Genomic DNA, 24,993 nt, shown 5'->3' with positions numbered 1-24,993 from the left:
TGTCACCATTTTGATTCCAAAATAAATTACTATTGACACATCAGAATATAAAGGAGATATAATGGAAAATATATTTTGGGTTGATCAGTTTAAAGCGGGATGGGATGTGGATGATCTGCACGATACCGATTCTCAGGAAGCATACTGCATCTATGCCCTGGAGATCCCGGATGAAAAAATATACGGTACGGAAATGGCAGGAGAGACGCTGGAAGTTGTGTTGACGGATATTGACAAAAGTGAGTTGACACAGGAGTGGTATCTCAATCTGCACAGGATCGGTGTTTCTGTTCTGTGATATGAACGTATCGCTGGTGACTACACCAGTTTGTATCCTACTCCCCAGACAGGAGCTATGTACTCCTTCTCTCCTGTCGGATCGATCTTCTTTTTCAGACGGTTCATTGCAACATTGATGGTCTTGTCATGAAAGTCCGTACTGTCATCACCCCATACCTCTTCCCTCAGGAAATCTCTGTCTAGCGGCTGATGCGGATTTTTGATAAATGTATGCAGCAGCCTGAACTCCAGATTGGTAAGGTCGATCTGTTTCCCTTCAATACTCAATGTATGCTGATGCATATCCAGTACCAGATCTCTGTACTTTACCTTATCATTGCTGCTTACCCCTGCACGTCTGAGCAATGCCTCGATACGCAACAGCAGCTCTTTGGTCTTGAACGGTTTGGTCATATAGTCGTCACCGCCAGACCTAAAGCCCTCTTCAAGATCCTTCTCCTGATCTCTTGCTGTAAGGAAGATCACGGGAATGTTATACCCTGCTTCTCTTAGATAGGCGATAAACTCACTCCCCTCTATACCGGGAAGGTTACGGTCAACAATCATCAAGGCAGGACTCTCTTCTTCCAGAAACTGTTCTACATTCTCTGTTGAAAGGAATCCTGTCACTCTATACCCCTCTTTATTAAGATGATACTCAAGAAGTTCCAGGATATCCTCTTCATCTTCAATAATCACAATTTCAATATTTTGATTTTCCATACTGTATCATAATATCTATTGGTAACATTTTGATTACAATCGGCTAATATGCGAAAAGAGGCAGGTAGATAAATAGATAGAAAGAGAAAGAGGAAGAGGAAGCTCCCTCTTGAGCCCATGTATCAGGAGACAAGCCCTTTAAGGACAAAGAATATAATGGCAGAAAGCATCGCTGCGGCCGGTACGGTGATAACCCATGCTGCCAGGATCTTCTTGACCATGCCACGCTTGACATAGTTTTCTCTGAGTGCCTTTTTGATCTTTTTGACTTTTTTCTTCTGATCTTTATGTGCTTCAATCAACGCAAGCTTCCTGGCCGGATCCTCATTGGTACAGGCATTCAGCTGCTCCTTTATCTCGTGGAGTTTGGCAACTTCTTCCTGAAGTTTCTGCTGTTTCTCTCCCATATTTTTACTATCCAGCCACTCTCTGAGGAAACCTACACCGAACACTGCTCCCACGGCAATATGCGTAGATGAAACCGGAAGTCCAAGCTGGGAAGCAATGACCACGGTGATCGCCGCAGCCATCATAATAGAGAAAGCTCTCATCTGGTCAAGTTCCGTAATCTCCGAACCTACTGTTCTGATGAGTCTCGGTCCAAAAAGTGCCAGACCGATCGAGATACCAATACCCCCTGTGATCATTACCCATAGAGGGATCGATGCTTTCTTGGAGATCGCAAGATGTATCAATGCATCATTCACCGCAGCCAGAGGCCCGACGGCATTGGCAACATCATTCGCACCATGTGCAAAGCTGAGCAGTGCCGCGGCAAAAATCAGTGGAATCGTAAAGAGCATGTTGATATCTGCTCTGCTGCCTTCCATACCGGCGACCCTGCTCACCACTCTTGGTTTTGTCCAGAAATAGGTTATAACACCACCGATAACGCCCAGAGAAAAAGCAATCCCGAATGTCGGCTTTTTGGTCTGGGGAAGGAAACTTAGTGCATGTGTCAAGTCTTTCCAGACGTGTTTAAGCCCTTTAAGCGTCAAGTAGGTCAAAAATGCCGCTGCCATGATCGAAACCAGAACAGGCACAATCTTCTTTGCCGCGCTCAATTTGTCCTCTTTATAAAGGATCTGGGATTTAATAATATAGAGGAAAATCGCAGCGATAGCACCACCCAGTACCGGCGAGATCACCCACGACGCAGCGATCTTACCCATGGTTCCCCATGAAACAATTGCAAAGCCGCCTGCAGCAATACCTCCTCCAAGGACACCTCCGACAATAGAGTGTGTCGTAGATACCGGTGCTTTTAGCCAGGTAGCAAGATTAAGCCAAAGCGCTGCAGAGAGCAATGCTGCCGACATAGCATAGACAAAAAGCATCGGGTCCCCGCCAAATGCAGCAGGATCGATGATCCCTTTCTTGATCGTACCGACAACATCTCCACCTGCAATTAATGCTCCAGCCGCTTCAAATATAGAAGCAATAAAAATTGCACCACCGATCGTAAGTGCACCTGCACCCACCGCAGGACCTACGTTATTTGCTACATCATTCGCACCGATATTCATCGCCATATAGGCACCAAAGACTGCGGCAAGCACCAAAAAGCCGCCATGAGATGCCTGCCCTATGATGCTGTTCGCATAGAAAGCTACTGCCACAGCAAAACCTGCCCCCAGTATCATCTTTATTGTGTTGTTCATTCTCTATCCTTGAAAAAATTTACGAAGTATAGAAAAAAAGTATTACAATTTTGTTACCAAACTGTAACCAAACAACTTTGAATAATAAAAATAGGGGAAAGAAAAAACAAGATGGGCATTACAGCCCACCTTTAGAAGAGTACATGAAGTTTCAAATATTAATTACCAGTTTACTTCTGCTGTAAGCATGGCCGCATCAGTTTTAGTATTGTTATCTATCTCTTCATTCAAATAGTTTGCAATAAACTCAACATTTTTATTGTATTTATATGCTACACCGACAATTTTTCTTTCTTTCTCTTCACCTGCATCAAGATCAAAACTATCGTATCTTCCGAGAAGGTTCCATTTTTCAGCAAATCTGAACTCACCATTGAGTGACCAACCATTACCTTCTTTGTCTACACCACCGTCAGTTGCTTCTACATATTGTGCTGCAACAAGGAACTCAGGCTGGTTATAGACTGCATGCAGACCATACCATACAAAATCATCTTTTGGTCCACTGGTTGTTGTCTCTTTATAATCTGTATTGTACTGTCCAAAGAATGAGATATTTGCATAAGTATCAGACTTATGAACATGTTTTGTACCTGTACCGAGAAGGTGGGCAGTCAATCTCCACTCTCCGCTTAGGTTGGTATTACCATCTGTATCACCATGGTAACCTTCACCATTGAATATACCAAGCTCTGAAGAGAAATTTTCGGTTTTCGTTTTAAAGTTCACCCCAAGGTCCGCAGAGTTGGTAAAGTGTGCAGCATTACTGTCTTCAACCAATACTTTGGAGATAGAGCGGTAAAACCAGCCATGATGCTCTTCGTAATCGATCCATGGTCTATGAGCCTGACCAATTTCTACACCGGTAAAAGGAAGTACATTATCCAAGTAAAGATATGCATATTTAAGTCTGACTTTCCAGTCACCTGTCTCATCATGATGTGTATCAAGTGTGATTCTGAAGTAGTCTTTTGGATTGTCGGCAAAATAGCCTTTTACCTGAAGATAGTTTCTTCTTGTTTCAAACTTGTTCGTATTTTTTTCAGAATCACTTACAAAACCAAGGTAGTGTTTCCCTGAAAACTTAAGTACTGGCGCTTTCGATTTTACAGTTGTATGTTTTTCAAGTTTTTCAACTCTCTCTTCCAAAGAGTTGTCTGCAAGCACAACACCTTTGGAGGCATATCTTTTTCTGCTTGAAGCAACTGCTGTTTTTGTTTTTTTAACTTGTGCTTTAAGCTGCTTGTTCTCAGTCTCAAGAGTGGCAAGACGCTTGTTCATCTCCATCATCATTGCTTTAAGCTCTGCAATGTCTGTTGTACTGTCAGCCAATACCCCTGTAGTAGAGATCGCTGAAATGGCAACCAGTGAAAGTATTGTTTTCTTCATTTGTTATTTCCTTGTTTGTTTTTGTGGTGGCAGTATAAAACAAAAAAGTTACAAAATGGTTACATGGAGAGTTATGAGTTATGAGTTATGAGTTATGAGTTATGAGTTATGAGTTATGAGTTAAATTTTGCATGGGTTGGCTGAAACCAACCTTATTGTTCATGATCCTCAGTCTCTATAGGCAGCATGCCTGGCTCCCCGTTCTTCGAGATAGGCTTGCATCTTCTTCTGGCCAAGCTTCCTGGAGTAGTCCAAAGGACTCATCCCTGCACTGTCCTGCGCATTGATATCACCGCCGGCATCAAGCAGCATCTGCATCATCTCCGTATCGGCAAAACAGGCTGCCAGCATAACCGGAGTAATCCCGCTTTTACGTTTGGTACTGTTCAGATCAAAACCTTTATCAATACAGAACTGTATCACATCTTTACGCTTGAACTTGATCGCCATATCCAGTGCCGAGACACCGTCGCTGTCCGTCATGTGCAGATCGACACCGTTATCAAGCATCAACTCGATCATCTCCAGAGAGGCATATTTGCGAATGGCGTAAAAGAGAGGACTGATCTCATCATAATCTTCCAAATCATACTCTTCACCTATCAATATAGGTTTGTTCAGGTCCGCACCTGCTTTGATAAGAGATTTGAGCTTGGCTATCGAATCATTCTCTATCGCCTGGGTTACTTCATTCATTGTCTATCCTTTGGTTGTTACCATTATGTTATGGGTCACTGTTACGATTGCACTGCCTCTAAAGAGAGACCAGGAGAAAGGAGAAGAGATGAAGTTAAGCAAAGCCATACAGAGTGTTATCAAAAAAGAGGGCAGGCATGCCCTGAGTACCAAAACGATCCTCAGACTGAAAAAGTCTAAAGAGTTCAGTTACCTTGTTGATCTGAAACGTTAGTTTATGAGCCAAAAGGGTTCATACCGCCCAACATTCCCATTGCCTGGGACTTCTTGTTGTCTTCTACCATTTTGTTAACATCATTCATTGCCGAGATCAAAAGGATCTGTAAAGATTCCTTATCTTCCAGCAGCGAATCATCAATATTGATATCAATGATCTCTCCTGCACCATTGGCACGGATCTCTACCATTCCTCCGCCTGATTTTGCAGTCAGCTCGACATTTTTTGCCTGCTCCTGCATCTCTTTTGCTTTCTCCTGCATCTGAGACATCATCTCGGACATCTTGCTCATATCAAATCCCTCGAACATTATTCAAGTCCTTCAAACGCCTGCGCGATCGTGTTATCATCGTTTAGGATGATGATCTTTGGTTTATAGGCTTCCGCCTCTTCTTCACTCATCGTTGCATAGGCAATGATGATGATTTTGTCCCCTTTATGCACCTTTCTTGCTGCTGCACCGTTGAGACAGATATCACCTTTACCCGCTTCACCGGAAATAATATAGGTTGAGAAACGTTCACCGTTGTTGATATTGACAATATCAATCTTCTGTCCTACACGCATATTTGCAGCGTCCAAAAGATCCTGATCAATAGTGATGGAACCGACATAATTGAGGTTCGCATCTGTCACAGTTGCTCTATGTAGTTTAGAATAAAGCATAGTAATGTTCATAATATTCCTACTTGATCTATTTAAATTGACGGAATTATACCGAATTTCTAACTATATTATACAGTAATTGTGAAGAAATTGTAATAAGCAGCGCAGGCAAAGCTTACCCACCTGCTCAAGAGGTTAACGCGCCATCTGCGATGGAGGGACAGGCTCACCCCACATCTCATCCGGGATCACATACTCTTCTACGACTTTCCCACCGATAATATGCTCATCGATGATCCTGTCGATCTTCTCTTTTGTCAAACCGACATACATTGTATGCCCCGGCTCCACAAGCATCACCGGTCCCTGCTGACATCTGTTCAAACACCCTGTCTGGATCGGCTGGACCGTTCCGATGATCCCTTTCATCATCAGAGATTGTGCCAGATGCTGAAAAAGCTGCTGGGATTCAGGATCATTTTGGCTCACACAGCTTGGTTTTGGCATTCCCGGAGGTGCCGACTGCTGGCATTTAAAAATATAGAACGCTGGTTGAGGTACACCTTGCATCATGATTTATCCTTTAAAAGTAATTTCAATTAGGAGTATTTTACTCTTAATTACTTAAATCGTCTTTAAAGTATCTCTTGACACATGTCAAACACTTATTAAAAATTTTAAACTATAATCACATCAGTAATTTCAACTAGGAGTATCAATGCAATATCCTGATTTTTTCAACAAGGTACCGCCCATTGCCCTTTACGATCCATTGAGTGAGTTTCTGGGAGCTTTCAAAAACGGAGAGATGGAGGTCAGCTATCTTGAGTGTGTCAAGCTTGCCGGCCACTCCTGTCCGACAGTGGCAGGAGCCTATCTGATGGCACTTAAAGGTCTTGAAATACTTTATGCAGATGCACGTCCTCAAAGAGGTTCGGTCCATGTTTCGATGAGAGACGGAGAGAGTGACGGTGTGACCGGCGTGATCTGCAATGTCATCTCTTTTATCGCAGGTGCCAACGGGGAAAGCGGCTTCAAGGGTATACAGGGTCATTTCTCCAGAGACAATCTTGTCTCCTACAATGTTCCAATGGAGGGAGAGGTCAAGTTGACAAGACTCGATACTGAGCAGAGTGTCGTACTCAGCTATGACCCATCCATAGTACCGGGAGACCCGATGATGAGGCAACTTATGGGCAAAAGCCTGCAGGGACTAGCCTCTGAAGAAGAGAAAGAACACTTTGGAAAACTATGGCAGAAACGGGTTGAGACCATACTGCTTTCAAGCGACCTATGGGATCAGATGATCACTATCCACTAAACTAAACAAAGGGGAAAACAATGAGTATTTCACAATTTATGACAAATGAACACAGAGAGTGTGACACGATCTTTGCAGAAGCGGAGCAGGCTGCTGCCAACGGTGACTGGGGCAAAGCGGAAAAAGCCTTTTTGGAATTCTCCAACGAAACACTGAGACACTTCAAACGGGAAGAGGATCAACTCTTCCCTACCTTTGAGACACAAACAGGCAATACACAGGGACCGACCCAGGTAATGCGCTACGAACATGATCAGGTCAGAGGTCTCATCGGAAAAATGGCTGAAGCACTTGAGGCACAGGACAAAGATGCCTACCTTTCACTCTGTGAATCGATGATGATCCTGCTTCAGCAGCACAATATGAAAGAAGAGCAGATGCTCTATGCAATGTGTGAAAGACTGCTGCCTCCGGATCTCAAAGATGAGACACTGGAAAAGATGAAGCAGGTAGAGCTCTAAGACTATGGAAAACCTTAAAAGGATCTCACTCGATGCCAGGGAGTTGGAACACCCGATTCCGCTTGAACGGGCGATACATGCACTGAGAGAACTGAAAGAGGGAAACTACTTCTATATGATACACCGCAAAAACCCTATTCCTCTCATCGATCTTGCCAAAGAACAGAACTTTAATGTTCTTAGCAGAGAGGACAATGAAGGAGTCTGGCATATACTGATCGCAAAAGATACAACAATCGATCTGGACGAGCTGTGTGATGTTTAGCCAGAACGGTCTTTCTCTCGATCAGGCACCGCCTATATCGGTAGTCTTCCGCTTTTTCTTTTCAGGCAGCCTCTTTGGTATCCTCGCGGGTATACTCATACTCTTTTTTCAAACTGCTGTCTTTGATGCTTCCAGCATACAGGCGGTCATCCTCACCCATACCCTGACGCTGGGGGTTATGCTCTCTTTCATGTTTGCTGCCCTTTTTCAGATGCTGCCGGTCATTGCCGGGGTCAAGCTTACTTCACCCGTACAGAAAGCCAACTGGGTACAGTATCCATTCATCTTTGGTGTTTCTACTCTGCTTTTGGCATTTCACACAGGAAAGCCTCTGCTTTTCCTGACAGCATCCGCACTTCTTGGCGGAACAATCCTTGGTATTTCATTCATCATGCTGAAAAACCTGCTTGCTCTGCCAAACCACAGCAGTTCATCCAGGGGGATGAGTGCGGCACTTGTTGCACTGGTCATACTGACCATACTTGCACTCTATCTTACCAGTACACTCTCAGGCCTTACGGAAGGGGTACACTACTCCGGATTTAAAACTGCCCACTACTCCTTCGGACTCTTCGGCTGGATCGCACTGCTGATCATCTCTATCTCTTTTCAGGTCATTGAGATGTTCTATGTGACACCTCCCTATCCAAAGAGTTTCAGCCACTATCTGCCTCCTGTACTTTTGGGACTTCTTGTAATCGGTATGATCTTCTCATCTCTTTCTATCGATACATGGAGTATCATCACTGTTATAATTGCCTTTATGCTTGCAGCCTATGCTATACTCACTCTTAAACGGCTGACACAGCGTAAACGCCCCATTGCCGATGCTACGGTCTGGTTCTGGCGTACAGGACTGGGAGTATTGATCGTAAGCATGCTCTTAAGAATCGTCGATACATTGACACCCCTGCCGCAGAGTATCGCAGCACTGAGTTATATCACCTTTGCCGGTTTTGCCCTGAGTATCGTTTTTGCCATGTTCTATAAGATCGTGCCATTCCTGACATGGTTCCACCTTAACAGTCAGGGTTACTTTACTGCCCCAATGATGCATGAGGTCATACACCCCAAAACTGCCATGAAACACCTCTATATCCACCTCGCAACTCTTGTCACATATATATTGGCACTCTTCATTTCACCGCTTATCTATCTGGCAGGAGGTTTGACCATACTCTCTTTCGGATGGATGCTGTGGCAGATCGTCCATGCATGGAAACTCTACAAACATACGCAGGAGACAGGGGAGAAGTTTGAGATGAATATGGATACAGTGAGCAGTGAGCAATGAGCAATGAGCAATGAGCAATGAGCAATGAGCAATTTTTTCATATTCAGCTTTACAACAACATTAAATGGTGGGCTGAAGTCCACCCTACACATCCATAAAAAAGGCTGTTGTTAAGAGGAAACATATCTAAAGTCACACGTGATTGCGTTTTTTTCTTTTTTGGTTACTTTTTTCTCTTTTGTCGTAGTACAAAAAAGAAAAAAGTGACAGAAGAAGTATATGAAACAAAAAGAGTTACTTCTCTGCAAGTAACTCTCTGACAACCTCACGATCATCAAAGGGATGTTTCACCCCTTTGATCTCCTGATAATCCTCATCCCCTTTGCCGAGAATGAGCAGAACCTCACCCTCTTCCAGATCATCAAGCGCCATTTTGATGGCAAGCCGTCTGTCAGGTGTAGCTGTCACATGCTCTTTGCCTACGAGTCCGACCAAAATATCCTCAAGGATCATCTCCGGTACTTCATCACGCGGGTTGTCACTGGTAACATAGATCTTTTTTGCAAAACGGCCTGCGACCATTCCCATACGCGGACGCTTCTCTTTGTCACGATTACCGCCTGCACCGAATACTACCGAAATATCTCTGTCTTTAATGGAGTCGAGTACCTGATGCATCCCGTCAGCAGTGTGGGCAAAATCCACAATAACAAGCGGATCGGTACTGACAACTTCCATGCGTCCTGCTACCCCGGCAAAGTTCTCTACCACATCACATATCTCCTGAATTGGACGTTTGGTAAGAAGATGTACAGAACCGACCGCTGCCATCAGGTTAAAGAGATTGAACAAACCTACCATCGGTGAGTGAAAAGAGGCCTCTTCCTGCAGATATTTTATACCTGCTGTAATGCCATGCAGCAGGGAAAATGCCTGTACTTTATAGGTTGCCGGCTCATCAACACCGTAACTGTAGGCATTCCTTGGATTGTAGGAAATACTCTTAATATCATCTTTATTGAGAAGTTTCATTGTATCATCAGCAAAAAAGAGACTTTTGACACGTCTGTACTCCTCAACTGTTCCATGATAGTCCAAATGGTCACTGGTGACATTGGTATGTACCTTGAGTACGAAGTTCAGCCCCTCTATGCGTTTTTGATCGATCGCATGGGAGCTCACTTCCATAATGAAGTACTCGCACCCCAACTCTCTTGTCTGCTTCATGTTGTGCAGTGTCTCAAGAATAGACGGTGTAGTCATACTCTTCTCTTCAAGACGCTGTTCCTGTGCAAAAAGACCGCGTGTTCCCTGAAGTGCAGGCTTCTCTCCCAGGTCAAGCAGAAAAGAGTAGATAGCGGCAGTAACAGTCGTTTTCCCGTTCGTTCCCGTTACACCGACCACCTTCATACTATCCAGTTCCCAAAGCCTGATCAACTCAGTTGCATCGATATACTCCGGTTTCGTTTCAAGCTTCTCAAAATAGGGGGTATTCTGCGCTGTTTTTAAAAAAAGCGTATCACTCTCTACACTGTTCGTATCATCTGTAATGAAGGTGTACCCCTTCTTTTCGAAAGGGAGTTTCACTGCTTCATGCCTTTGACCACGTTGTAAAGTGCCAGGATGTCCTGGTCATCACCAAAGAGACTGCTTGTTGCATCCAGATAGTTCAGTGCCATCTCATCAAAGCCCTCTTCTGCCAACTTGGTCACAAAATCGATAAACTGATCCTTATCGGTAATGACCACTTTGGTAGAGAACATAATATCTTCAAACGCTTTTCTGAAACTTCCTCTGCTCTTTACCAGATCCAAAAAATCACTGTATCGTATGCCGTCACCATACTCTACCTGTTCCTGTATCGGATCGACAAGCAGTTCATTGAGCTTCAGTTTTGTTACAGAAAGGGACTCTATAAGCCCATCAATGATATCTGCAGCATTCTCTTTCTCTTTTTTGATCACTTGATAATAGTCAAAAAGAGCCTGTGCTTCTTCTTCACTTTCAATACCGAGGTCGCTCAGGTAAACACCCACCTTTGCCTCTTCCATAGTAGGGTAGTCTTTCAACAGAAGCCCGTAGGTCTGCAGTGCCATACGGTAATCTCCCTCCAGGAACTCTTTCTCTGCACGTTGTAATAATAAATTTGGACTTACTTTACTCATATTATCCTAATTGATCCAGTTTATCTTCAAAACCTTGTGGTACATTCATCACAGTCAACTCAGGATGGATAAGGGTCTTCAGCTGTCTTTCAACACCGAACTTCAGTGTTGTTCCGCTGCTTCCGCACCCTACACAGGCACCCTGAAGCTGTACATAGACCACTCCGTTCTTTATATCTATCAACTCGATATCACCACCGTCAAGTTTAATGGAAGGGCGTACCTTCTCAATCACATCTTTTACCGGCGGCAGTAGTTCTTCATCTGTAAACGGGATCAACTTTTCTCCTTCATTTTACATCCTTCCGGATGTCTCTATAGTTATATTATTATAACAAAATCCATGTAAAGCTTTTGTTATAGTTTGTTTTATATCTGTTTATACACTAAAAGTGTAAGTTTGTCAATGGGCTTAATGATTTTTGTAAAAGTAAGAAAAAAAACAGTAGGTTTGTATCCAAGGCAAAGCCTTGTGATACGAAGTGCAGTACGATTATACGAGTTCGATAATCGCCATAGGTGCTGCATCACCTCTTCTCATACGTGTTTTGATGATTCTGGTGTAACCACCGTTTCTGTCCGCATACTTAGGTGCGATCTCAGTAACGATCTTATTGGTACACTCTTTGTCCTGCAGCATCGCAAAAATTGCTCTATGTGCATTGAAATCACCGGCAGAAGCTTTTGTAATGAGCTTCTCATAGTAACTTCTAAGCTCTTTTGCTTTTGGCAGTGTAGTCTCGATTCTTCCCTCTTTCGTCAAAGCAATAGCAAGATTCTTGAGCAATGCAGCTCTATGGGAAGACGTTCTGTTAAGTTTACGGTATCCGTGTTTATGTCTCATATCTTTCCTTTATTCTAAAGAGACGCTTATACTTTAAGCTGCTCTATTTTTTTCACAAGATTTACTCTTGTATTCTCTGCAAGTTCAAACTCCGGACCAAATCCGTGTTCTACAAGACACTCATTGATCTCATCAAGGGATTTCTTACCGAGGTTCTTGATATTCTTGATCTCGTTCTCACTCATCAATACCAGTTCACCAAGATATTTTATCCCGGCTCTGTCAAGTGAGTTGAATGATCTTGCACTCAAGCCCAGAGAGTCAACGGTCTGAAGGAATGGTTTGAGTTCACTCTCATCACCGCTTTTTCTCGGTGCAGGTGCGCTGATATTCACATCAAGTACACCATTAAAGACTGAAAGCTGTTTATTCATCACTTCCAGTGCATTGGTAAATGCTTCAACAGGACCGATCTGAGCATCTGTTTCGATATCAAATGTGATCTTCTCGAAGTTCGGATTGTCTTCAACCAATACAGGATCGATCTTATAATTTGCTTTTCTTACAGGTGTAAAGAATGCATCCAGTGCGATCGCATCTTCGGCAACATCATCTCTAAGGTCTTCGCTCGGTACATATCCGATCCCTTTTGCGATAACAACAGTGAAGTTCAACTCTGCGTCTTCATTCAGTGTTGCCAATGGCAGATCCCCGTTCACAACTTCGATCTGATCATTGTTGAGATCTTGTGCAGTCACCTCTTTATGTCCTGAAAAGCTGTATTTCAATTCAACTCTGTCACTCTCATCTTTGATCTTAAAACGGATGTTCTTGAGGTTGATGATAAATACAGCCACATCTTCGTGCATACCTCTGATAGTGTCAAACTCATGTGCTGCACCCTCTATCTTTACAGAAATCGGTGCATACCCGATCGATGATCCAAGGATCAAACGTCTTAACGGGTGAGCGAGTGTAACAGCATAACCGCTCTCAAAAGGATACGCAATGATCTCAGCGCGGTTGGCGCTGATCTCATTTACTTCTACTTCTGTCGGCATAAATGGTGCAACTTTAATTTTTCTCATTAACTAGCCTTTACTACGATTATTTAGAGTATAGCTCAACGATTAGACGCTCTTCCACTGGGATTGAAATCTCTTCTCTTTCCGGAACTCTTGTAAAGATACCGAAAAGCTTCTCTTTGTCTACGTCAACCCACTCGACCATACCAGTCTGGTTGGTCAGCTCGATTGCTCTAAGGATTTGAGGATTGTTCTTGCTTTTTTCTCTAATTTCGATCTTTTGACCTGCTTTGACTCTGAATGACGGAATATCAACACGTTTACCGTCAACAAGTACATGTCCATGGTTTACAAATTGTCTTGCAGATGCTCTTGTTGTTGCAAATCCCATTCTGTAAACGACGTTGTCAAGTCTCTGCTCAAGAAGCTGAATAAGGATTGCCCCTGTATTCCCTTCTCTTCTGTTCGCTTCTTTAAAAAGTGTTCTAAACTGCTTTTCGGAAACACCGTACATGAACTTCGCTTTTTGCTTCTCTTGAAGCTGTAGACCGTATTCACTGATCTTTGTACGTCTCTGTCCATGTTGTCCTGGCGCATATGGTCTTTTTTCCAATGCTGATTTTCCGGCAAGTCTTCTCTCACCTTTCAAACCAAGATCAACACCAAGTCTTCTTTCTAGTTTTTCAACTGGACCTCTATATCTTGCCATGCTTATACCCTTCTCTTCTTAGGTGGTCTACAACCGTTATGTGGAAGTGGTGTAATATCCTTGAGGAATGTTACACGGATCCCTTCTGTCGCACCGATTGATTTTACTGCTGTATCTCTACCTGAACCAGGACCTTGAACTTTGATCCCGACTTCTTTAATACCATGTTCTTTCGCTTTTGCCATTGCATCTGCAACTGCTTCTGTCGCTGCAAAAGGAGTTGATTTCTTCGAACCTTTGAACCCCAGTGCTCCGGCAGAACTCCAAGAGATAACATTACCCATTTCATCTGTTACTGTGATCACTGTATTGTTAAAAGTAGCCGCTACGTATACGACACCTTTAGCAATACTTTTTTTTGCTTTTTTCTTTGCCATACTTCGCTACTCCTTACGCTGCACCGACAGTTTTACGCTTACCTTTACGGGTACGCGCATTTGTCTTTGTTTTTTGTCCACGTACAGGAAGACCTCTTCTGTGTCTGAGTCCTCTGTAGTTACCGAGATCCATCAATGCTTTGATGTCAAGTGTTACCTTCTTACGAAGATCCCCTTCCACCATAACATGCTCTTGGATGTCGTTACGGATCGTTGCTGCTTCAGCATCTGTCAGCTCATGAACTCTTTTGTCATAGCTGATACCTGTTCTGTCAAGAATTTGTCTTGAAGTTGTCAAGCCGATACCGTAAATGTAAGTAAGTGCATACTCCATTCTTTTCTTTTGTGGTAAATCAACACCTGCAATACGTGCCATGTTTATCCTTGTCTCTGTTTATGTTTTGGATTTTTACAAATCACGCGTACGATACCCTTGCGCTTAATGACTTTGCAATCATCGCACATTTTTTTTACTGATGGTCTAACCTTCATAATGGTGACTCCTGTGATTTAATAGAACATTTCTGTTCAGCACCTTGGGCAAAGCCCGTTTGTTGCGTGGATCGCGGATGTTGTAGCGATCCAACCCTTGAGTAATCGGTGCGAATTAATCAAAGATTCTTCGCGCAGTTTCCTATACCTATAGTAATAGGGAGGAGGATTATACCCAAATTTATTTTAACGTTTTCTTATATTGTGTGTTTAATGAGGGATTTATGCAGGATGGTGTCTCCTGACGGTACCAAAAAAATAAAAAAGGTGTTGTCAGCAGACAACACCCGGCAGACTATTTGTATCTGAAAGTGATACGCCCTTTATCAAGACTGTACGGTGTCAATTCAACTTTCACCTTGTCACCGGGAAGGATCTTGATATAGTGCATTCTCATCTTCCCCGCGATATGACAGAGAATGACATGTCCGTTGTCAAGCTCTACTCTGAAGGTTGCATTCGGCAACGCTTCAATCACTTTACCGTCGATTTCGATTACGTCATCTTTCGCCATTTTGAATTCCTTGTCTTTCTACTATGTTATACAGAAGCTGTCGCTTCAGTCAATATGATCGCTTTACCGTCCACTACAGCTACCTGGTGCTCATAGTGTGCCGTACGCTGCCTGTCTTCACTGAGAACAGACCAACGGTCTTCCAGCAGTACAGGATTGCCGCTCTTCTGGCATACCATGGGCTCCAGGCAAAAGACCATACCATTCTTTATCTTGGGTCCCTGGTTGGGTTTGCCCTCAAGATAATTGGGAATATTCGGTTCATCATGTGGCTTCGTACCAATACCGTGACCGCAATAATCACGCAAAGGAACAAATCCGGCACCGGTAATATAATCTTCGAGTATCTTGGTCAACTCTTTAAAACGCATACCAACCTTGATAGAATCAATGGCATGATAGAGTGCACCCTTGGCACACTCAATAAGCGCTTCATCTTCAGCGGAAATCTCCCCTACTGCCATCGTGATCGCAGCGTCACCGAAATATCCGTCAAGTTTGGTTCCGATATCAAGTCCAAGTATATCACCCTCTTTGACCACTGTATTATCCGGAACACCGTGGATACAGACTTCATTGAGAGAAGTACAGACCGAACCTGTAAATCCGTAGAGTCCTTTAAAGGAAGGAATGGCACCGGCTTCGCGAATGAAAGCTTCACCTAATGCATCGATCTCTTTGAGTGTCATACCCGGTTTAATGATTGATTGGAGATATTGCAGTGTATTTCCGACGATCTCGCCGGCTGCTTTGAGCTTGGCGATCTCGTCCGGTTTTCTGATAGCAATTGCCATTATAAACCTACATTACCTAGGGTATCATACTGGTTCATTGTTCTTTGCGCTTCTATCTTTCTCATCGTATCAAGTGCTACCTGCACGATGATCAGTACAGAAACTCCACCGAAGTAAAAGCTTGCTCCCATTCCGGAGATAACCGCGAACGGTACCGTAGAAATAATACCGAGATAGACTGCACCCGAACCTGTCAGTCTGCTGGCAACTTCATTCAGAAACTCTTTGGTGTGTTCTCCGGGTCTGACACCAGGAATGAATCCACCCTGTCTTTTAAGGTTGTCAGCAATATCTTTTGCATTGAATGCGATAGATGCATAAAAGAATGCAAAGAAAACAACCAGGAAGAAAGTTGCTACATTAAAGACGATACCACCCGGAGCCAATGTATCAGCGATCGCAGTAATGATCGGATTTGTACTGGCCTGAAGCATTGTAAGCGGGAACATCAGTACAGCCGAAGCGAAGATTGGAGGAATTACCCCTGAAAGATTCACTTTTACAGGAATGTAGTTCATCACTCTCTTGCTTTGGTTCTGCATTATCGTCTTTCTTGAGTAGGAGATAGGTACACGTCTTTCTCCAAGCTCGACATAGATAATAGCAAGGATCGTAATAAGCATGATCGCCAGAATACCAAGTACAAGCAGAAAGTTCATTTCACCTGCATTCACTGCTCTGATCGTATTACCTATTGCTGAAGGCAAGCCTGAAACAATACCGGCAAAGATAATAAGTGAAATACCGTTTCCTATTCCTTTTTGAGTGATCTGCTCACCGATCCACATAAGCAGCATGGTTCCTGTCAGCATGGAGAAGGTTGTCAATACGGTAAACATTACCGGATCTATCATGACTGCACTCTGCCCTGCACGTCCTGTCATACTTTGAAGTCCCATAGAGACACCAATTGCCTGAACAACTGTAATGAAAATGGTGAAATAACGAATGATCTGCATATACTTCTGCATACCGTCACGTTCTTTTTTCATTTGTCCAAGTGCGGGGAAAGTTGCTGCAAGAAGTTCCATAACGATGGATGCGGTGATGTAAGGCATAATACCCAGGGAGATGATACTCAAGCGCTCAACAGCATTACCAGAGAACATATTCATCATCCCAAGGGCGTTGTTGGTGTTACTGTCAAAGAACTCTTTGATAACACCAAGGTCAACACCCGGAGTAGGAATATAGGCTAAAACTCTGTACGCAAAAAGGAATCCCAATGTGATCAGGATTTTTTGAGTTAAAGCGTTACCCATGATTATTTTCCGCTTGTTGTGACAGCGTCGTCTTTGATCTTGGATGCAAGCTCTTTTGCTGATGCACCGATCAATTTTACTCTTTTAACTGTTTTTTGCAGCTTGTGAACAGATCTGATGCTCTCAAGTGTGATCTCATCAAGTTCCGCCACTGCTTTGATCTTCTCAACGTTGATCACATACGGCTTCTCTACTTTGGATGTGAAGCCGATCTTTGGCAATCTTTTTTGAAGAGGCATTTGACCACCTTCAAATCCTCTTTTCTTGCTGTAACCGGATCTTGCTTTTTGACCCTTGTTACCGCGTCCGGCTGTTTTACCTGTTCCTGAACCCTGTCCACGACCTACTCTTTTTCTGTTGCGAGTAGACCCTGGAGCTGGTTGTAAATTATGTAGACCCATACTTTACCCCTTATGCTTTGATTCTGGTAAGTGCCTGAATTGCACATCTTACCAGGTTGTTTGGGTTGTTAGAACCGATAGATTTACAGAGTACATCCTGTACACCTGCAAGTTCAAGTACTGGACGAGCAGCACCACCGGCGATAACCCCTGTACCTTCACTCGCCGGTCTAAGCACGATTCTACTTGCGTTGAACTTGTGCTCGATGTCGTGAGCGATGGTCGTACCTTTGATGTTTACTTTCACAAGATTTTTGTGAGCATCATCAACCGCTTTTTTGATCGCATCCGGAACCTCTTTGGCTTTACCAAATCCGTATCCTACTGTACCTTTCTTGTCACCGATGACAACAAGAGCTGTAAATCTGAATCTTCTACCACCCTTGACAACTTTGGTAACACGACCGATATTAACGATTACTTCTTCGAATTCTTTTTCGATTTCTTGATTTTCCATCATGCTTCCTTAAAACTTAATTCCGGCTTCTCTAAGAGCATCTGCAAATGCAGCGACAACACCATGGTAAAGGTAACCGTTTCTGTCAAATACTACATTTTCAATGTTTTTAGAAGCAAGGTTCTTTGCCATCTCGGCAGCTACTTTTGTTACATCTTCTCTGTTTGCTTTGAGTCCGAGCTTTCTTCCGTCAACGGCTGCAAGTGTTACACCGGCATTGTCATCGATCGCCTGAGCATAGAAGTATTTGTTCGACTTGTAAACAGAGAGTCTTGGAAGCTCTGCTGTTCCAAAGATCTTACCTCTAACTCTCGCTTTTCTCTGAGCGCGAAGTTTATTTTTTCTTTTTTGAATACTTTTTAACATCTATCGCCCCTTACTTACCAGCTGCTTTACCAGCTTTTCTGATGATCACTTCATCTGTGTACTTCACACCTTTACCTTTATAAGGCTCTGGCGGTCTGAACGCTCTGATCTCTGCAGCAGCCTGACCGACCGCCTGCTTGTCACTACCTTTGATAGTAATGATATTCTTCTCAACAGAGATATCAAGCCCCTCAGGAATATCAAAGTTGACATCATGGGAGAAACCGAGCTGAAGATTCAGTACTTTACCCTGAACTGCAGCTCTGTAACCGACACCATTGATCTCGAGAGACTTCTGGAAGCCCTTGTCAAGACCGATGATAATGTTGTTGAAAAGTGCTCTGTATGTTCCCCAGTAGGCTGCAGACTGCTTGTCGTCACCCTTTCTGATAAATATCACTTCGTTCCCGTCGATGTTCACATCCACTCTTCCGTGTGTCTCAAGTCTCTTTTCAAGATTGCCTTTTTTAGCCACGAGAGTCGTACCGTCGAGAGATACCTCAATACCGCTCGCTACAGTTACTGGTCTTTTTCCTATTCTTGACATCTTGTCTCCTTACCAAATACTACAGATTACTTCGCCGCCGATACCACGCTTGTACGCTTCATCGTTAGCAAGTACGCCTTGGCTTGTTGAAACAACCAATGTACCGTAACCGTTCTTAAATGTTCTGATCGCATCTTTACCCTGGTGGACACGTCTACCGGGCTTAGAGATCTTCTTGATTTCATTGATAACACTTTTTTCATTGTCATCATACTTCAATACCACTTTAATGGTCTTCTTGTTGCCGTCTTCCTTCACTTTGTAACTCTCAAGGTAACCTTTGTCTACAAAAATAGATACGATCGCCTCAATTGTATTAGAGTGAAGAAGTGTTGTAACGTCTAGTTTTCTTTGCGCAGCATTTCTGATACGAGTCAGAGAATCTGCAATTATATCTGTCATCATCTTTTACTTCTCCTTACCAGCTTGCTTTACGCATACCAGGAATAAGACCTTCATTGGCCATTTTTCTTAAACACACACGGCAAAGACCAAAGTCTCTATATACTGAGTGAGGTCTACCACAAATGTTACATCTTGTATACGCCTGAGTTGAGAATTTTGCTTTTCTCTTCTGCTTTGCAATCATTGATTTCTTAGCCATTAGTTTCTCCCTTTAGCGAAAGGCATACCAAGCTTTTCCAAAAGCGTGAATGCTTCTTTGTCATCTTCGGTACTTGTAACGATAGTGATGTTCATACCGTGTGTCTTAATGATGTTGTCAAACTCAACTTCAGGGAACATCAACTGCTCTTGAAGACCAAAGTTGTAGTTACCGCGTCCGTCAAAACCTTTTCTTGGTGTACCTCTAAAGTCTTTAACTCTTGGAAGCGCGATTGAGACGAGCTTGTCAAAGAAGTTATACATGTTTTCACCTCTGAGTGTCACTCTGATACCTGAAGGTGCACCCTCTCTTGCTTTAAAACCGGCAACAGATTTCTTTGCGTTCACGATCACTGCTTTTTGTCCGGCAATAAGAGAGATCGTATCTGCCATGTTGGCGATGAGTTTAGAGTCTTTCCCCTCTTCACCGGCACCTACAGAGATCACGATCTTTTCAAGCTTAGGTGTCTGCATCGGGTTTTTAACCCCGCACTCTTCTCTAAGTGCAGGCACGATGTCATTGTACTTTTGCTTCATTCTACTCATAGGATTAACCCTCTACTTTTTTTACATTTGAGATATGGATCGGCATTTCAACATTTGCAAATCCGCCCTCTTTGTTCTGTTCGCTAGGTTTTACAGCTTTTTTAGCTATTTTGCAACCTGCAACGATCACTGCATCTTTTTTGGTAAGAACCTGAAGAACTTCTCCGGTTTTACCTTTGTCATCACCAGCGATAACCATTACCTGGTCACCCTTTTTGATCTTGAATTTCTTCGCCATTACCATACCTCCGGTGCAAGTGATACAATTTTCATGAATCCTGCATATCTTGTTTCACGACTTACAGGGCCGAAGATACGTGTACCTATTGGCTCTTTCTTGTCATCGATGATCACTGCCGCATTGTCGTCAAATCTGATAAGTGAACCATTTTCTCTCTGGATCTCTTTCTTTGTTCTGACAACAACCGCTTTAACCACTTTACCTTTTTTAACTTTTCCTGTCGGAAGTGCTTTCTTTACAGAAGCAACGATCACATCACCTACAGATGCATATCTTCTTTTGGATCCGCCAAGAACCTTGATACACATGATCTCTTTCGCACCTGAGTTGTCTGCTACATTCAGTCTAGTAAATCCCTGGATCATTACACTTCTCCTCTCTTCACGATCTCAAGAAGTCTGAAGCTCTTTGTCTTTGAAAGCGGTCTGCATTCAATAGCAGTCACTGTATCTCCAACATTGATGTCATTCTTCTCATCATGAACAAGATATTTCTTAAATCTTTTTACTGTCTTGTGATATCTTGGGTGAAGAACACGTCTCTCAACCAATACGGTTGCAGTCTTGTCTCCAGCCTTTTTAATCACAGTACCTGTTATTTGTCTTTTTGGCATAGATGACCCCTTACTTCGATCTCACAGCAGTGAGTGCTGTTTGGATTCTAGCGATATCTTTTTTCGCTGTTCTCAACTCTGAAGTGTTTGTGAGCTGCATAGTCTTTTGCTTTGCATTCAAGGTAAACAATTCAAGTTTTTTCTCTTTAAGCATAGCAACCAGTTCTGCTTCGCTTTTGTCTTTCAAATCAATATATTTCATGACTATCCTTTGCAGTGATGATTTTACACTTAAACGGCATTTTATGAATCGCTAGTGTAAGTGCTTCTCTTGCAAGAGACTCTTCAACACCTGCCATTTCAAAGATAATTCTTCCCGGCTTGATATTCATAACCCATTTGTCAACAGCACCTTTACCTTTACCCATTCTTGTTTCAAGAGGCTTTGCTGTAAGAGGCTTGTCAGGGAAAACTCTAATCCATGTCTTACCTGTTCTGCTGATTCTTCTTGTCATTGTAATACGCGCTGCTTCGATCTGGCGGGAATCGATTCTGCCAGCTTCAACTGCTTTGATCGCAATATCACCGAACTCAATCTTGTTACCTCTGAAAGACTTACCTCGGTTACGACCTTTTTGCTGCTTTCTCCATTTGGTTCTTTTAGGCATTAACATGATTATTCACCTCTTTTTCTAGATGGTCTTCTGCCACCTTTTTTCTCTTCTTTTGGCTCTTGCTGAATTCCTTTGGCAAGTACTTCACCTTTGAAGATCCATACTTTGATACCGATAATTCCGTATGTAGTATGTGCTTCAGCAAAACCGTAATCGATTTTTGCTCTAAGTGTATGCAGAGGAACTCTTCCCTCAAGGTACCACTCGGTTCTAGCCATTTCAGCTCCGCCAAGTCTACCGGAAACTGAAATTTTGATCCCTTTAGCACCTGATTTAAGTGCTCCCTGGATCACTTTTTTCATTGCACGTCTGAACGCAACACGTCTTTCAAGCTGTGTCGCAACATTCTCAGCTGCCAATTGTGCAGATGCCTGAGGACGTTTCTCTTCTTTGATATTGATCGCTACATCTTTACCAAGCATTTTGGTAAGTGTTGCTTTCAATTTTTCAATATCTGCACCTTTTTTACCGATAATGATACCCGGACGTGCCGTTACGATGTTCACTCTGAGCTTCTTGACCGTTCTTTCAATGATGATGTTGGAAACACCTGCATAGAAAAGCTCTTTTTTCAAAAATTTTCTGATCTTGTAATCTTCAGCAAGAAAATCAGCCGCTCTTGTTTTTGCAGGGAACCATCTTGACTCCCAGTTTCTGTTGATCCCTAGTCTAAGACCTATCGGATTGACTTTTTGACCCATATTATGCGTCCTCCCCATCTTTTTTAGCTGGACCAACTTCAACAAGGATATGTGCTGTTGGTTTAATGATTCTTGACGCAGTACCTCTTGCTCTAGGTCTCCATCTTTTCATTACCGCCGCTTTGTCAACTCTACAGGAAGTGATCTCTACTTCCTCAGGCTCATAGTCACCGTTTGCAACCGCTGAAGCGATCACTTTAGAGATGATACCCGCTGCTTTGTTCGGCATAAATTCAAGAGATGCCAATGCAAGTTCCGCATTCATTCCCTGAACTTCTCTGGCGATCAGTCTAGCTTTTGTAGGTGATACTCTTACGAATTTCAATAATGCTCTACTCATATTACCCTACCTTCTTCTGAACAGAACCTTTATGGCCCTTGAATGTTCTTGTTGGTGCGAATTCACCAAGCTTGTATCCTACGTGGTTCTCAGTAATGAACACAGGAACAAATTGTCTTCCGTTGTGTACATTGATAGTAAGACCGATGAACTCTGGGAAGATCACAGATCTTCTTGACCAGGTTTTGATCGGTTTGTTAGAACCCTCTTCTTTTGCCTTAAGCACTTTTTTCATTAGGTGACCATCGATGAATGGACCTTTTTTTAACGATCTTGCCATATCTCAGCCCCTTACTTTTTTCTCTTGCTAATGATAAGTTTGTCACTAGCTTTTTTCTTACGAGTCTTAAACCCTTTTGTTGGCATACCCCAAGGAGATACCGGGTGACGACCAGAGTTTGTCTTACCTTCACCACCACCATGCGGGTGATCGATCGGGTTCATCGCAGAACCACGTGTCTGTGGTCTGATACCAAGGTGTCTGCTTCTACCTGCTTTACCGATAACGATGTTGGAGAAGTCTTCATTCCCTACAGTACCGACAGTCGCCAGACACTCGCCAAGCACATATCTCATCTCACCGGAAGGGAGTCTGAGAGATACATATTTGCCGTCTCTACCCATGATCTGAGCATAACCGCCGGCAGAACGTGCAATCTGACCGCCGTGTCCCGGACTGAGCTCAATATTGTGTACCAGTGTACCTACAGGGATATTCTTCAGTTTCATTGCATTACCGGTCTTGATGTCAAGTCCAGCTTCCGCTGCCATGATCTTGTCACCGACATTAAGCCCTTTTGGCTGAAGGATATATCTTCTGTCTCCGTCTACATATTTAACAAGACAGATTCTACAGTTTCTGTACGGATCGTACTCAACAGTTGCCACTGTACCTTCAACACCGAACTTGTTTCTTTTGAAATCGATGATTCTGTAAAGTTTTTTCGCACCCGCTTCTCTGTGACGAGATGTAATTCTACCGTTACTGTTTCTACCTGCAGATCTCGGAAGATTCTTCAGTAGAGCTCTAACGCTTGGCTTTGCAGTGATATCACCGCTGTCAAGGTTAGTCATATAACGACGTGAAGGTGTGGTTGGTTTATATGTTTTAATTGCCATCTTCTATCCTTATACCGCTAAGCTTTCGATTTTTGCATCTTCAGGAAGCTTGACATAGAACTTTTTAGAGTCCGGTCTTTTACCTTCGATACCTTTAAATCTCTTCACTTTCCCGTTCACTCTCATAGAGTTCACTTTAAGTGGTGTGATCCCAAAGAACTCTTTGAAAACCTCTTTAAGACCGTTTTTAGTCATTCTTGGAGTTGTTTGAACTACGATGACACCCTCTTCCTGAAGAGCCAGACTCTTCTCTGTATACATAATTGATTTGATATCTGTAATATCTGCCATCTTAAGCCTCTTTCGTCAATTTTTCAAATACAGCTTTTTCGATCACTACAGAGTGATATGCCGCTGCAAGATAAGCGTTAAGCTCATTTGATTCAACAAGGTATGCGTTCTGGAGATTTCTGAATGCCAGGAATGTTTTGTCATCGATCATCTCTTTTACTACAAGTACATCTCTCTGCTCAAGACTGTTCACAAATGCCAAAGCATCTTTTGTTTTACCAGACTCAACAGTGATGTTGTCTACAACAAAAAGTGCGTCGTTCGCTGCTTTTTCAGCCAGGGCATGATAAAGTGCAAGTTTCTTCTGCTTTTTGTTTACTTTCTGGTCATAGTTCTTGTTCGTACTTGGTCCGAACGCTACACCACCGCCGACAAAGAGTGGAGATCTCAATGAACCTGCTCTTGCGCGTCCGCCGCCTTTTTGCGCCCATGGCTTCTTACCACCGCCGCTTACAGCAGATCTGTTCTTGGTCTGGGCAGTATTTGCTCTAAGCCCTGCAGCATACGCTTTACAGTAAAGGTAAAGGTTGTGCGGGTGTACTTCCAGGAATTTCTGTGGAAGGTCAGTTGTTTTAATAGTTGTTACATTACTCATTTAACGATCCTTACCAATCCTCTGGCACCGTTGTGACCAGGAATTGAACCTTTTAATACTAGGATGCCGTTCTCAGCATCGAATGAAATGACTTCATTTTTTACTGTCACTTTAGTGTTACCGTACTGTCCAGGCATTTTCTTACCTTTCTGAACACGTCCAGGCCATTCCGCGTTACCGATAGAACCGATACGTCTACCGAATCTGTGCCCGTGTGAACCAGGTCCGCCGCCGAAACCGTGACGCTTCATACCACCCTGAAAACCTCTACCTTTGGTGTTCAAAGAAGTTTTAACCACTGCTGCTTCAGCCAATGCTGCCGGATCAAGATCACCAGCTTCAGTACCTTCAGCAACTTCGATTGTCATAAATTTGTTGAACTCTTTGGAGATCCCAAATTTATTTTGCTGACCCTCGATCGCTTTGTTGATCTTTTTTGAGCTGTTATACGCAACAAGTGCTTTCCCGTCTTCTCTTACTTCACACACTTTTGTATCAACGACTTTAAGAAGTGTAACAGGAACACTTGGTACGTCGATAGTTCTGCTCATACCAATTTTTTCTACGATAAATTCCATTCTCTAC

At 43.1% G+C, this 24,993-nt stretch carries 44 protein-coding genes; 6 read left to right on the top strand and 38 right to left on the bottom strand.

Annotated elements, in window-relative coordinates:
* The first annotated feature begins 61 nt into the window (after positions 1-61).
* Entirely contained in the window at positions 62-298 is a 237-nt protein-coding gene (locus tag IMZ28_RS00950; RefSeq protein WP_197548786.1) for a hypothetical protein, read from the top strand.
* 20 nt (positions 299-318) lie between these two features.
* Here the strand turns inward: IMZ28_RS00950 and IMZ28_RS00945 are convergent, their stop codons facing one another.
* The 4 genes from IMZ28_RS00945 to IMZ28_RS00930 all read right to left on the bottom strand — a co-directional run bounded on the left by IMZ28_RS00945 (position 319) and on the right by IMZ28_RS00930 (position 4,748).
* Positions 319-1,002: a response regulator transcription factor gene (locus IMZ28_RS00945; RefSeq protein WP_197548785.1), complete on the bottom strand. Its 684-nt coding sequence runs from the start codon at positions 1,000-1,002 to the stop codon at positions 319-321.
* Between the two features lie 122 nt (positions 1,003-1,124).
* A complete protein-coding gene (locus IMZ28_RS00940) occupies positions 1,125-2,663 on the bottom strand; it encodes an inorganic phosphate transporter (RefSeq protein WP_197548784.1) in 1,539 nt (512 codons plus the stop codon).
* A 162-nt stretch (positions 2,664-2,825) separates the two neighbouring features.
* Positions 2,826-4,052 (bottom strand): hypothetical protein, encoded by a 1,227-nt coding sequence (locus tag IMZ28_RS00935; RefSeq protein ID WP_197548783.1) that lies wholly within the window; start codon positions 4,050-4,052, stop codon positions 2,826-2,828.
* 168 nt (positions 4,053-4,220) lie between these two features.
* Positions 4,221-4,748: an ankyrin repeat domain-containing protein gene (locus IMZ28_RS00930; protein ID WP_197548782.1), complete on the bottom strand. Its 528-nt coding sequence runs from the start codon at positions 4,746-4,748 to the stop codon at positions 4,221-4,223.
* An 88-nt stretch (positions 4,749-4,836) separates the two neighbouring features.
* On the opposite strand from IMZ28_RS00930, the gene IMZ28_RS11040 reads away from it, so the two are divergent.
* Positions 4,837-4,962: a hypothetical protein gene (locus tag IMZ28_RS11040; RefSeq protein ID WP_269472897.1), complete on the top strand. Its 126-nt coding sequence runs from the start codon at positions 4,837-4,839 to the stop codon at positions 4,960-4,962.
* 1 nt (position 4,963) lies between these two features.
* Here IMZ28_RS11040 and IMZ28_RS00925 read toward each other — a convergent pair whose 3' ends face one another.
* From IMZ28_RS00925 to IMZ28_RS00915, 3 genes are all read right to left on the bottom strand, one after another.
* Entirely contained in the window at positions 4,964-5,275 is a 312-nt protein-coding gene (locus IMZ28_RS00925) for a YbaB/EbfC family nucleoid-associated protein (protein ID WP_197548781.1), read from the bottom strand.
* Positions 5,275-5,643: an aspartate 1-decarboxylase gene (gene panD, locus IMZ28_RS00920; RefSeq protein WP_197548780.1), complete on the bottom strand. Its 369-nt coding sequence runs from the start codon at positions 5,641-5,643 to the stop codon at positions 5,275-5,277. Before panD ends, IMZ28_RS00925 begins: the two co-directional genes overlap by 1 nt.
* Before the next feature lie 123 nt (positions 5,644-5,766).
* Positions 5,767-6,144 carry a (2Fe-2S) ferredoxin domain-containing protein gene (locus IMZ28_RS00915; protein ID WP_197548779.1) on the bottom strand — a complete coding sequence of 126 codons (378 nt, stop codon included), beginning with the start codon at positions 6,142-6,144 and terminating at the stop codon, positions 5,767-5,769.
* Positions 6,145-6,289: 145 nt separating this feature from the next.
* Here IMZ28_RS00915 and IMZ28_RS00910 point away from each other — a divergent pair, with 145 nt between their 5' ends.
* From IMZ28_RS00910 to IMZ28_RS00895, 4 genes are read left to right on the top strand one after another with little or no spacing between them, the layout of a single operon-like run.
* Entirely contained in the window at positions 6,290-6,892 is a 603-nt protein-coding gene (locus IMZ28_RS00910) for a hypothetical protein (protein WP_197548778.1), read from the top strand.
* Positions 6,893-6,912: 20 nt separating this feature from the next.
* A complete protein-coding gene (locus tag IMZ28_RS00905) occupies positions 6,913-7,353 on the top strand; it encodes a hemerythrin domain-containing protein (protein ID WP_197548777.1) in 441 nt (146 codons plus the stop codon).
* Between the two features lie 4 nt (positions 7,354-7,357).
* Positions 7,358-7,618: a DUF2249 domain-containing protein gene (locus tag IMZ28_RS00900; RefSeq protein ID WP_197548776.1), complete on the top strand. Its 261-nt coding sequence runs from the start codon at positions 7,358-7,360 to the stop codon at positions 7,616-7,618.
* Positions 7,611-8,912, top strand: a complete 1,302-nt coding sequence (locus tag IMZ28_RS00895) for a hypothetical protein (protein WP_197549754.1) — start codon at positions 7,611-7,613, stop codon at positions 8,910-8,912. The genes IMZ28_RS00900 and IMZ28_RS00895 overlap by 8 nt, the downstream gene beginning before the upstream one ends.
* Before the next feature lie 234 nt (positions 8,913-9,146).
* Here IMZ28_RS00895 and IMZ28_RS00890 read toward each other — a convergent pair whose 3' ends face one another.
* From IMZ28_RS00890 to rplC, 31 genes are all read right to left on the bottom strand, one after another.
* Entirely contained in the window at positions 9,147-10,439 is a 1,293-nt protein-coding gene (locus IMZ28_RS00890) for a UDP-N-acetylmuramoyl-L-alanyl-D-glutamate--2,6-diaminopimelate ligase (protein ID WP_197548775.1), read from the bottom strand.
* Positions 10,436-11,017: a hypothetical protein gene (locus IMZ28_RS00885; RefSeq protein ID WP_197548774.1), complete on the bottom strand. Its 582-nt coding sequence runs from the start codon at positions 11,015-11,017 to the stop codon at positions 10,436-10,438. Before IMZ28_RS00885 ends, IMZ28_RS00890 begins: the two co-directional genes overlap by 4 nt.
* A gap of 1 nt (position 11,018) precedes the next feature.
* Positions 11,019-11,297: a NifU family protein gene (locus IMZ28_RS00880; RefSeq protein ID WP_197548773.1), complete on the bottom strand. Its 279-nt coding sequence runs from the start codon at positions 11,295-11,297 to the stop codon at positions 11,019-11,021.
* Positions 11,298-11,510: 213 nt separating this feature from the next.
* Entirely contained in the window at positions 11,511-11,861 is a 351-nt protein-coding gene (gene rplQ, locus IMZ28_RS00875) for a 50S ribosomal protein L17 (protein WP_197548772.1), read from the bottom strand.
* A gap of 26 nt (positions 11,862-11,887) precedes the next feature.
* Complete coding sequence (locus IMZ28_RS00870; RefSeq protein ID WP_197548771.1) at positions 11,888-12,889, bottom strand: DNA-directed RNA polymerase subunit alpha; 1,002 nt, start codon at positions 12,887-12,889, stop codon at positions 11,888-11,890.
* A 19-nt stretch (positions 12,890-12,908) separates the two neighbouring features.
* Positions 12,909-13,535, bottom strand: a complete 627-nt coding sequence (gene rpsD / locus IMZ28_RS00865) for a 30S ribosomal protein S4 (RefSeq protein ID WP_197548770.1) — start codon at positions 13,533-13,535, stop codon at positions 12,909-12,911.
* A gap of 2 nt (positions 13,536-13,537) precedes the next feature.
* A complete protein-coding gene (rpsK, locus tag IMZ28_RS00860) occupies positions 13,538-13,912 on the bottom strand; it encodes a 30S ribosomal protein S11 (protein WP_197548769.1) in 375 nt (124 codons plus the stop codon).
* 13 nt (positions 13,913-13,925) lie between these two features.
* Positions 13,926-14,288: a 30S ribosomal protein S13 gene (gene rpsM, locus IMZ28_RS00855; protein ID WP_197548768.1), complete on the bottom strand. Its 363-nt coding sequence runs from the start codon at positions 14,286-14,288 to the stop codon at positions 13,926-13,928.
* A gap of 2 nt (positions 14,289-14,290) precedes the next feature.
* On the bottom strand, positions 14,291-14,404 hold the full coding sequence (rpmJ, locus tag IMZ28_RS00850; RefSeq protein ID WP_008244830.1) for a 50S ribosomal protein L36: 114 nt from the start codon (positions 14,402-14,404) through the stop codon (positions 14,291-14,293).
* Between the two features lie 295 nt (positions 14,405-14,699).
* Positions 14,700-14,918 (bottom strand): translation initiation factor IF-1, encoded by a 219-nt coding sequence (infA, locus tag IMZ28_RS00845; RefSeq protein WP_197548767.1) that lies wholly within the window; start codon positions 14,916-14,918, stop codon positions 14,700-14,702.
* A 26-nt stretch (positions 14,919-14,944) separates the two neighbouring features.
* Positions 14,945-15,712 (bottom strand): type I methionyl aminopeptidase, encoded by a 768-nt coding sequence (gene map, locus IMZ28_RS00840; RefSeq protein ID WP_197548766.1) that lies wholly within the window; start codon positions 15,710-15,712, stop codon positions 14,945-14,947.
* Positions 15,712-16,974, bottom strand: coding sequence for a preprotein translocase subunit SecY (gene secY / locus IMZ28_RS00835; protein WP_197548765.1), 1,263 nt, complete (start codon positions 16,972-16,974; stop codon positions 15,712-15,714). The genes map and secY overlap by 1 nt, the downstream gene beginning before the upstream one ends.
* Positions 16,975-16,976: 2 nt before the next feature.
* Positions 16,977-17,375 carry a 50S ribosomal protein L15 gene (gene rplO, locus IMZ28_RS00830; RefSeq protein ID WP_197548764.1) on the bottom strand — a complete coding sequence of 133 codons (399 nt, stop codon included), beginning with the start codon at positions 17,373-17,375 and terminating at the stop codon, positions 16,977-16,979.
* Between the two features lie 10 nt (positions 17,376-17,385).
* Entirely contained in the window at positions 17,386-17,832 is a 447-nt protein-coding gene (rpsE, locus tag IMZ28_RS00825; RefSeq protein ID WP_197548763.1) for a 30S ribosomal protein S5, read from the bottom strand.
* Between the two features lie 9 nt (positions 17,833-17,841).
* Positions 17,842-18,198, bottom strand: a complete 357-nt coding sequence (rplR, locus tag IMZ28_RS00820; RefSeq protein WP_197548762.1) for a 50S ribosomal protein L18 — start codon at positions 18,196-18,198, stop codon at positions 17,842-17,844.
* Positions 18,199-18,208: 10 nt separating this feature from the next.
* Positions 18,209-18,745 carry a 50S ribosomal protein L6 gene (gene rplF, locus IMZ28_RS00815; RefSeq protein WP_197548761.1) on the bottom strand — a complete coding sequence of 179 codons (537 nt, stop codon included), beginning with the start codon at positions 18,743-18,745 and terminating at the stop codon, positions 18,209-18,211.
* Positions 18,746-18,754: 9 nt separating this feature from the next.
* A complete protein-coding gene (gene rpsH / locus IMZ28_RS00810; RefSeq protein ID WP_197548760.1) occupies positions 18,755-19,150 on the bottom strand; it encodes a 30S ribosomal protein S8 in 396 nt (131 codons plus the stop codon).
* Positions 19,151-19,163: 13 nt separating this feature from the next.
* Positions 19,164-19,349, bottom strand: coding sequence for a type Z 30S ribosomal protein S14 (locus IMZ28_RS00805; RefSeq protein WP_046551842.1), 186 nt, complete (start codon positions 19,347-19,349; stop codon positions 19,164-19,166).
* Positions 19,349-19,894 carry a 50S ribosomal protein L5 gene (gene rplE / locus IMZ28_RS00800; RefSeq protein WP_197548759.1) on the bottom strand — a complete coding sequence of 182 codons (546 nt, stop codon included), beginning with the start codon at positions 19,892-19,894 and terminating at the stop codon, positions 19,349-19,351. Before rplE ends, IMZ28_RS00805 begins: the two co-directional genes overlap by 1 nt.
* A 4-nt stretch (positions 19,895-19,898) precedes the next feature.
* The gene (gene rplX, locus IMZ28_RS00795; protein WP_197548758.1) at positions 19,899-20,132 is read right to left on the bottom strand and encodes a 50S ribosomal protein L24; all 234 of its coding nucleotides are present in this window, start codon (positions 20,130-20,132) and stop codon (positions 19,899-19,901) included.
* A complete protein-coding gene (gene rplN / locus IMZ28_RS00790; RefSeq protein WP_012084107.1) occupies positions 20,132-20,500 on the bottom strand; it encodes a 50S ribosomal protein L14 in 369 nt (122 codons plus the stop codon). The genes rplX and rplN overlap by 1 nt, the downstream gene beginning before the upstream one ends.
* Positions 20,500-20,748 carry a 30S ribosomal protein S17 gene (gene rpsQ, locus IMZ28_RS00785; RefSeq protein WP_197548757.1) on the bottom strand — a complete coding sequence of 83 codons (249 nt, stop codon included), beginning with the start codon at positions 20,746-20,748 and terminating at the stop codon, positions 20,500-20,502. Before rpsQ ends, rplN begins: the two co-directional genes overlap by 1 nt.
* Positions 20,749-20,758: 10 nt before the next feature.
* A complete protein-coding gene (gene rpmC, locus IMZ28_RS00780) occupies positions 20,759-20,950 on the bottom strand; it encodes a 50S ribosomal protein L29 (protein WP_197548756.1) in 192 nt (63 codons plus the stop codon).
* Positions 20,937-21,362, bottom strand: coding sequence for a 50S ribosomal protein L16 (gene rplP / locus IMZ28_RS00775; RefSeq protein ID WP_197548755.1), 426 nt, complete (start codon positions 21,360-21,362; stop codon positions 20,937-20,939). Before rplP ends, rpmC begins: the two co-directional genes overlap by 14 nt.
* Before the next feature lie 2 nt (positions 21,363-21,364).
* The gene (gene rpsC, locus IMZ28_RS00770) at positions 21,365-22,063 is read right to left on the bottom strand and encodes a 30S ribosomal protein S3 (protein WP_197548754.1); all 699 of its coding nucleotides are present in this window, start codon (positions 22,061-22,063) and stop codon (positions 21,365-21,367) included.
* A gap of 1 nt (position 22,064) precedes the next feature.
* Positions 22,065-22,403 (bottom strand): 50S ribosomal protein L22, encoded by a 339-nt coding sequence (gene rplV, locus IMZ28_RS00765; RefSeq protein WP_197548753.1) that lies wholly within the window; start codon positions 22,401-22,403, stop codon positions 22,065-22,067.
* A gap of 1 nt (position 22,404) precedes the next feature.
* A complete protein-coding gene (gene rpsS / locus IMZ28_RS00760) occupies positions 22,405-22,683 on the bottom strand; it encodes a 30S ribosomal protein S19 (RefSeq protein ID WP_197548752.1) in 279 nt (92 codons plus the stop codon).
* Positions 22,684-22,694: 11 nt separating this feature from the next.
* Positions 22,695-23,522 (bottom strand): 50S ribosomal protein L2, encoded by an 828-nt coding sequence (gene rplB / locus IMZ28_RS00755; RefSeq protein ID WP_197548751.1) that lies wholly within the window; start codon positions 23,520-23,522, stop codon positions 22,695-22,697.
* A 9-nt stretch (positions 23,523-23,531) separates the two neighbouring features.
* The gene (locus tag IMZ28_RS00750) at positions 23,532-23,813 is read right to left on the bottom strand and encodes a 50S ribosomal protein L23 (protein WP_197548750.1); all 282 of its coding nucleotides are present in this window, start codon (positions 23,811-23,813) and stop codon (positions 23,532-23,534) included.
* A 1-nt stretch (position 23,814) separates the two neighbouring features.
* Complete coding sequence (gene rplD, locus IMZ28_RS00745; protein WP_197548749.1) at positions 23,815-24,408, bottom strand: 50S ribosomal protein L4; 594 nt, start codon at positions 24,406-24,408, stop codon at positions 23,815-23,817.
* Entirely contained in the window at positions 24,405-24,986 is a 582-nt protein-coding gene (gene rplC, locus IMZ28_RS00740; RefSeq protein ID WP_197548748.1) for a 50S ribosomal protein L3, read from the bottom strand. The genes rplD and rplC overlap by 4 nt, the downstream gene beginning before the upstream one ends.
* Positions 24,987-24,993 lie beyond the last annotated feature (7 nt).

The sequence above is a fragment of the Sulfurovum indicum genome (assembly GCF_014931715.1).
Classification (GTDB): Bacteria; Campylobacterota; Campylobacteria; order Campylobacterales; family Sulfurovaceae; genus Sulfurovum; species Sulfurovum indicum.
Note: the sequence above shows the minus strand (reverse complement) of the source record. Positions and strands in the feature narration are given on the sequence as shown.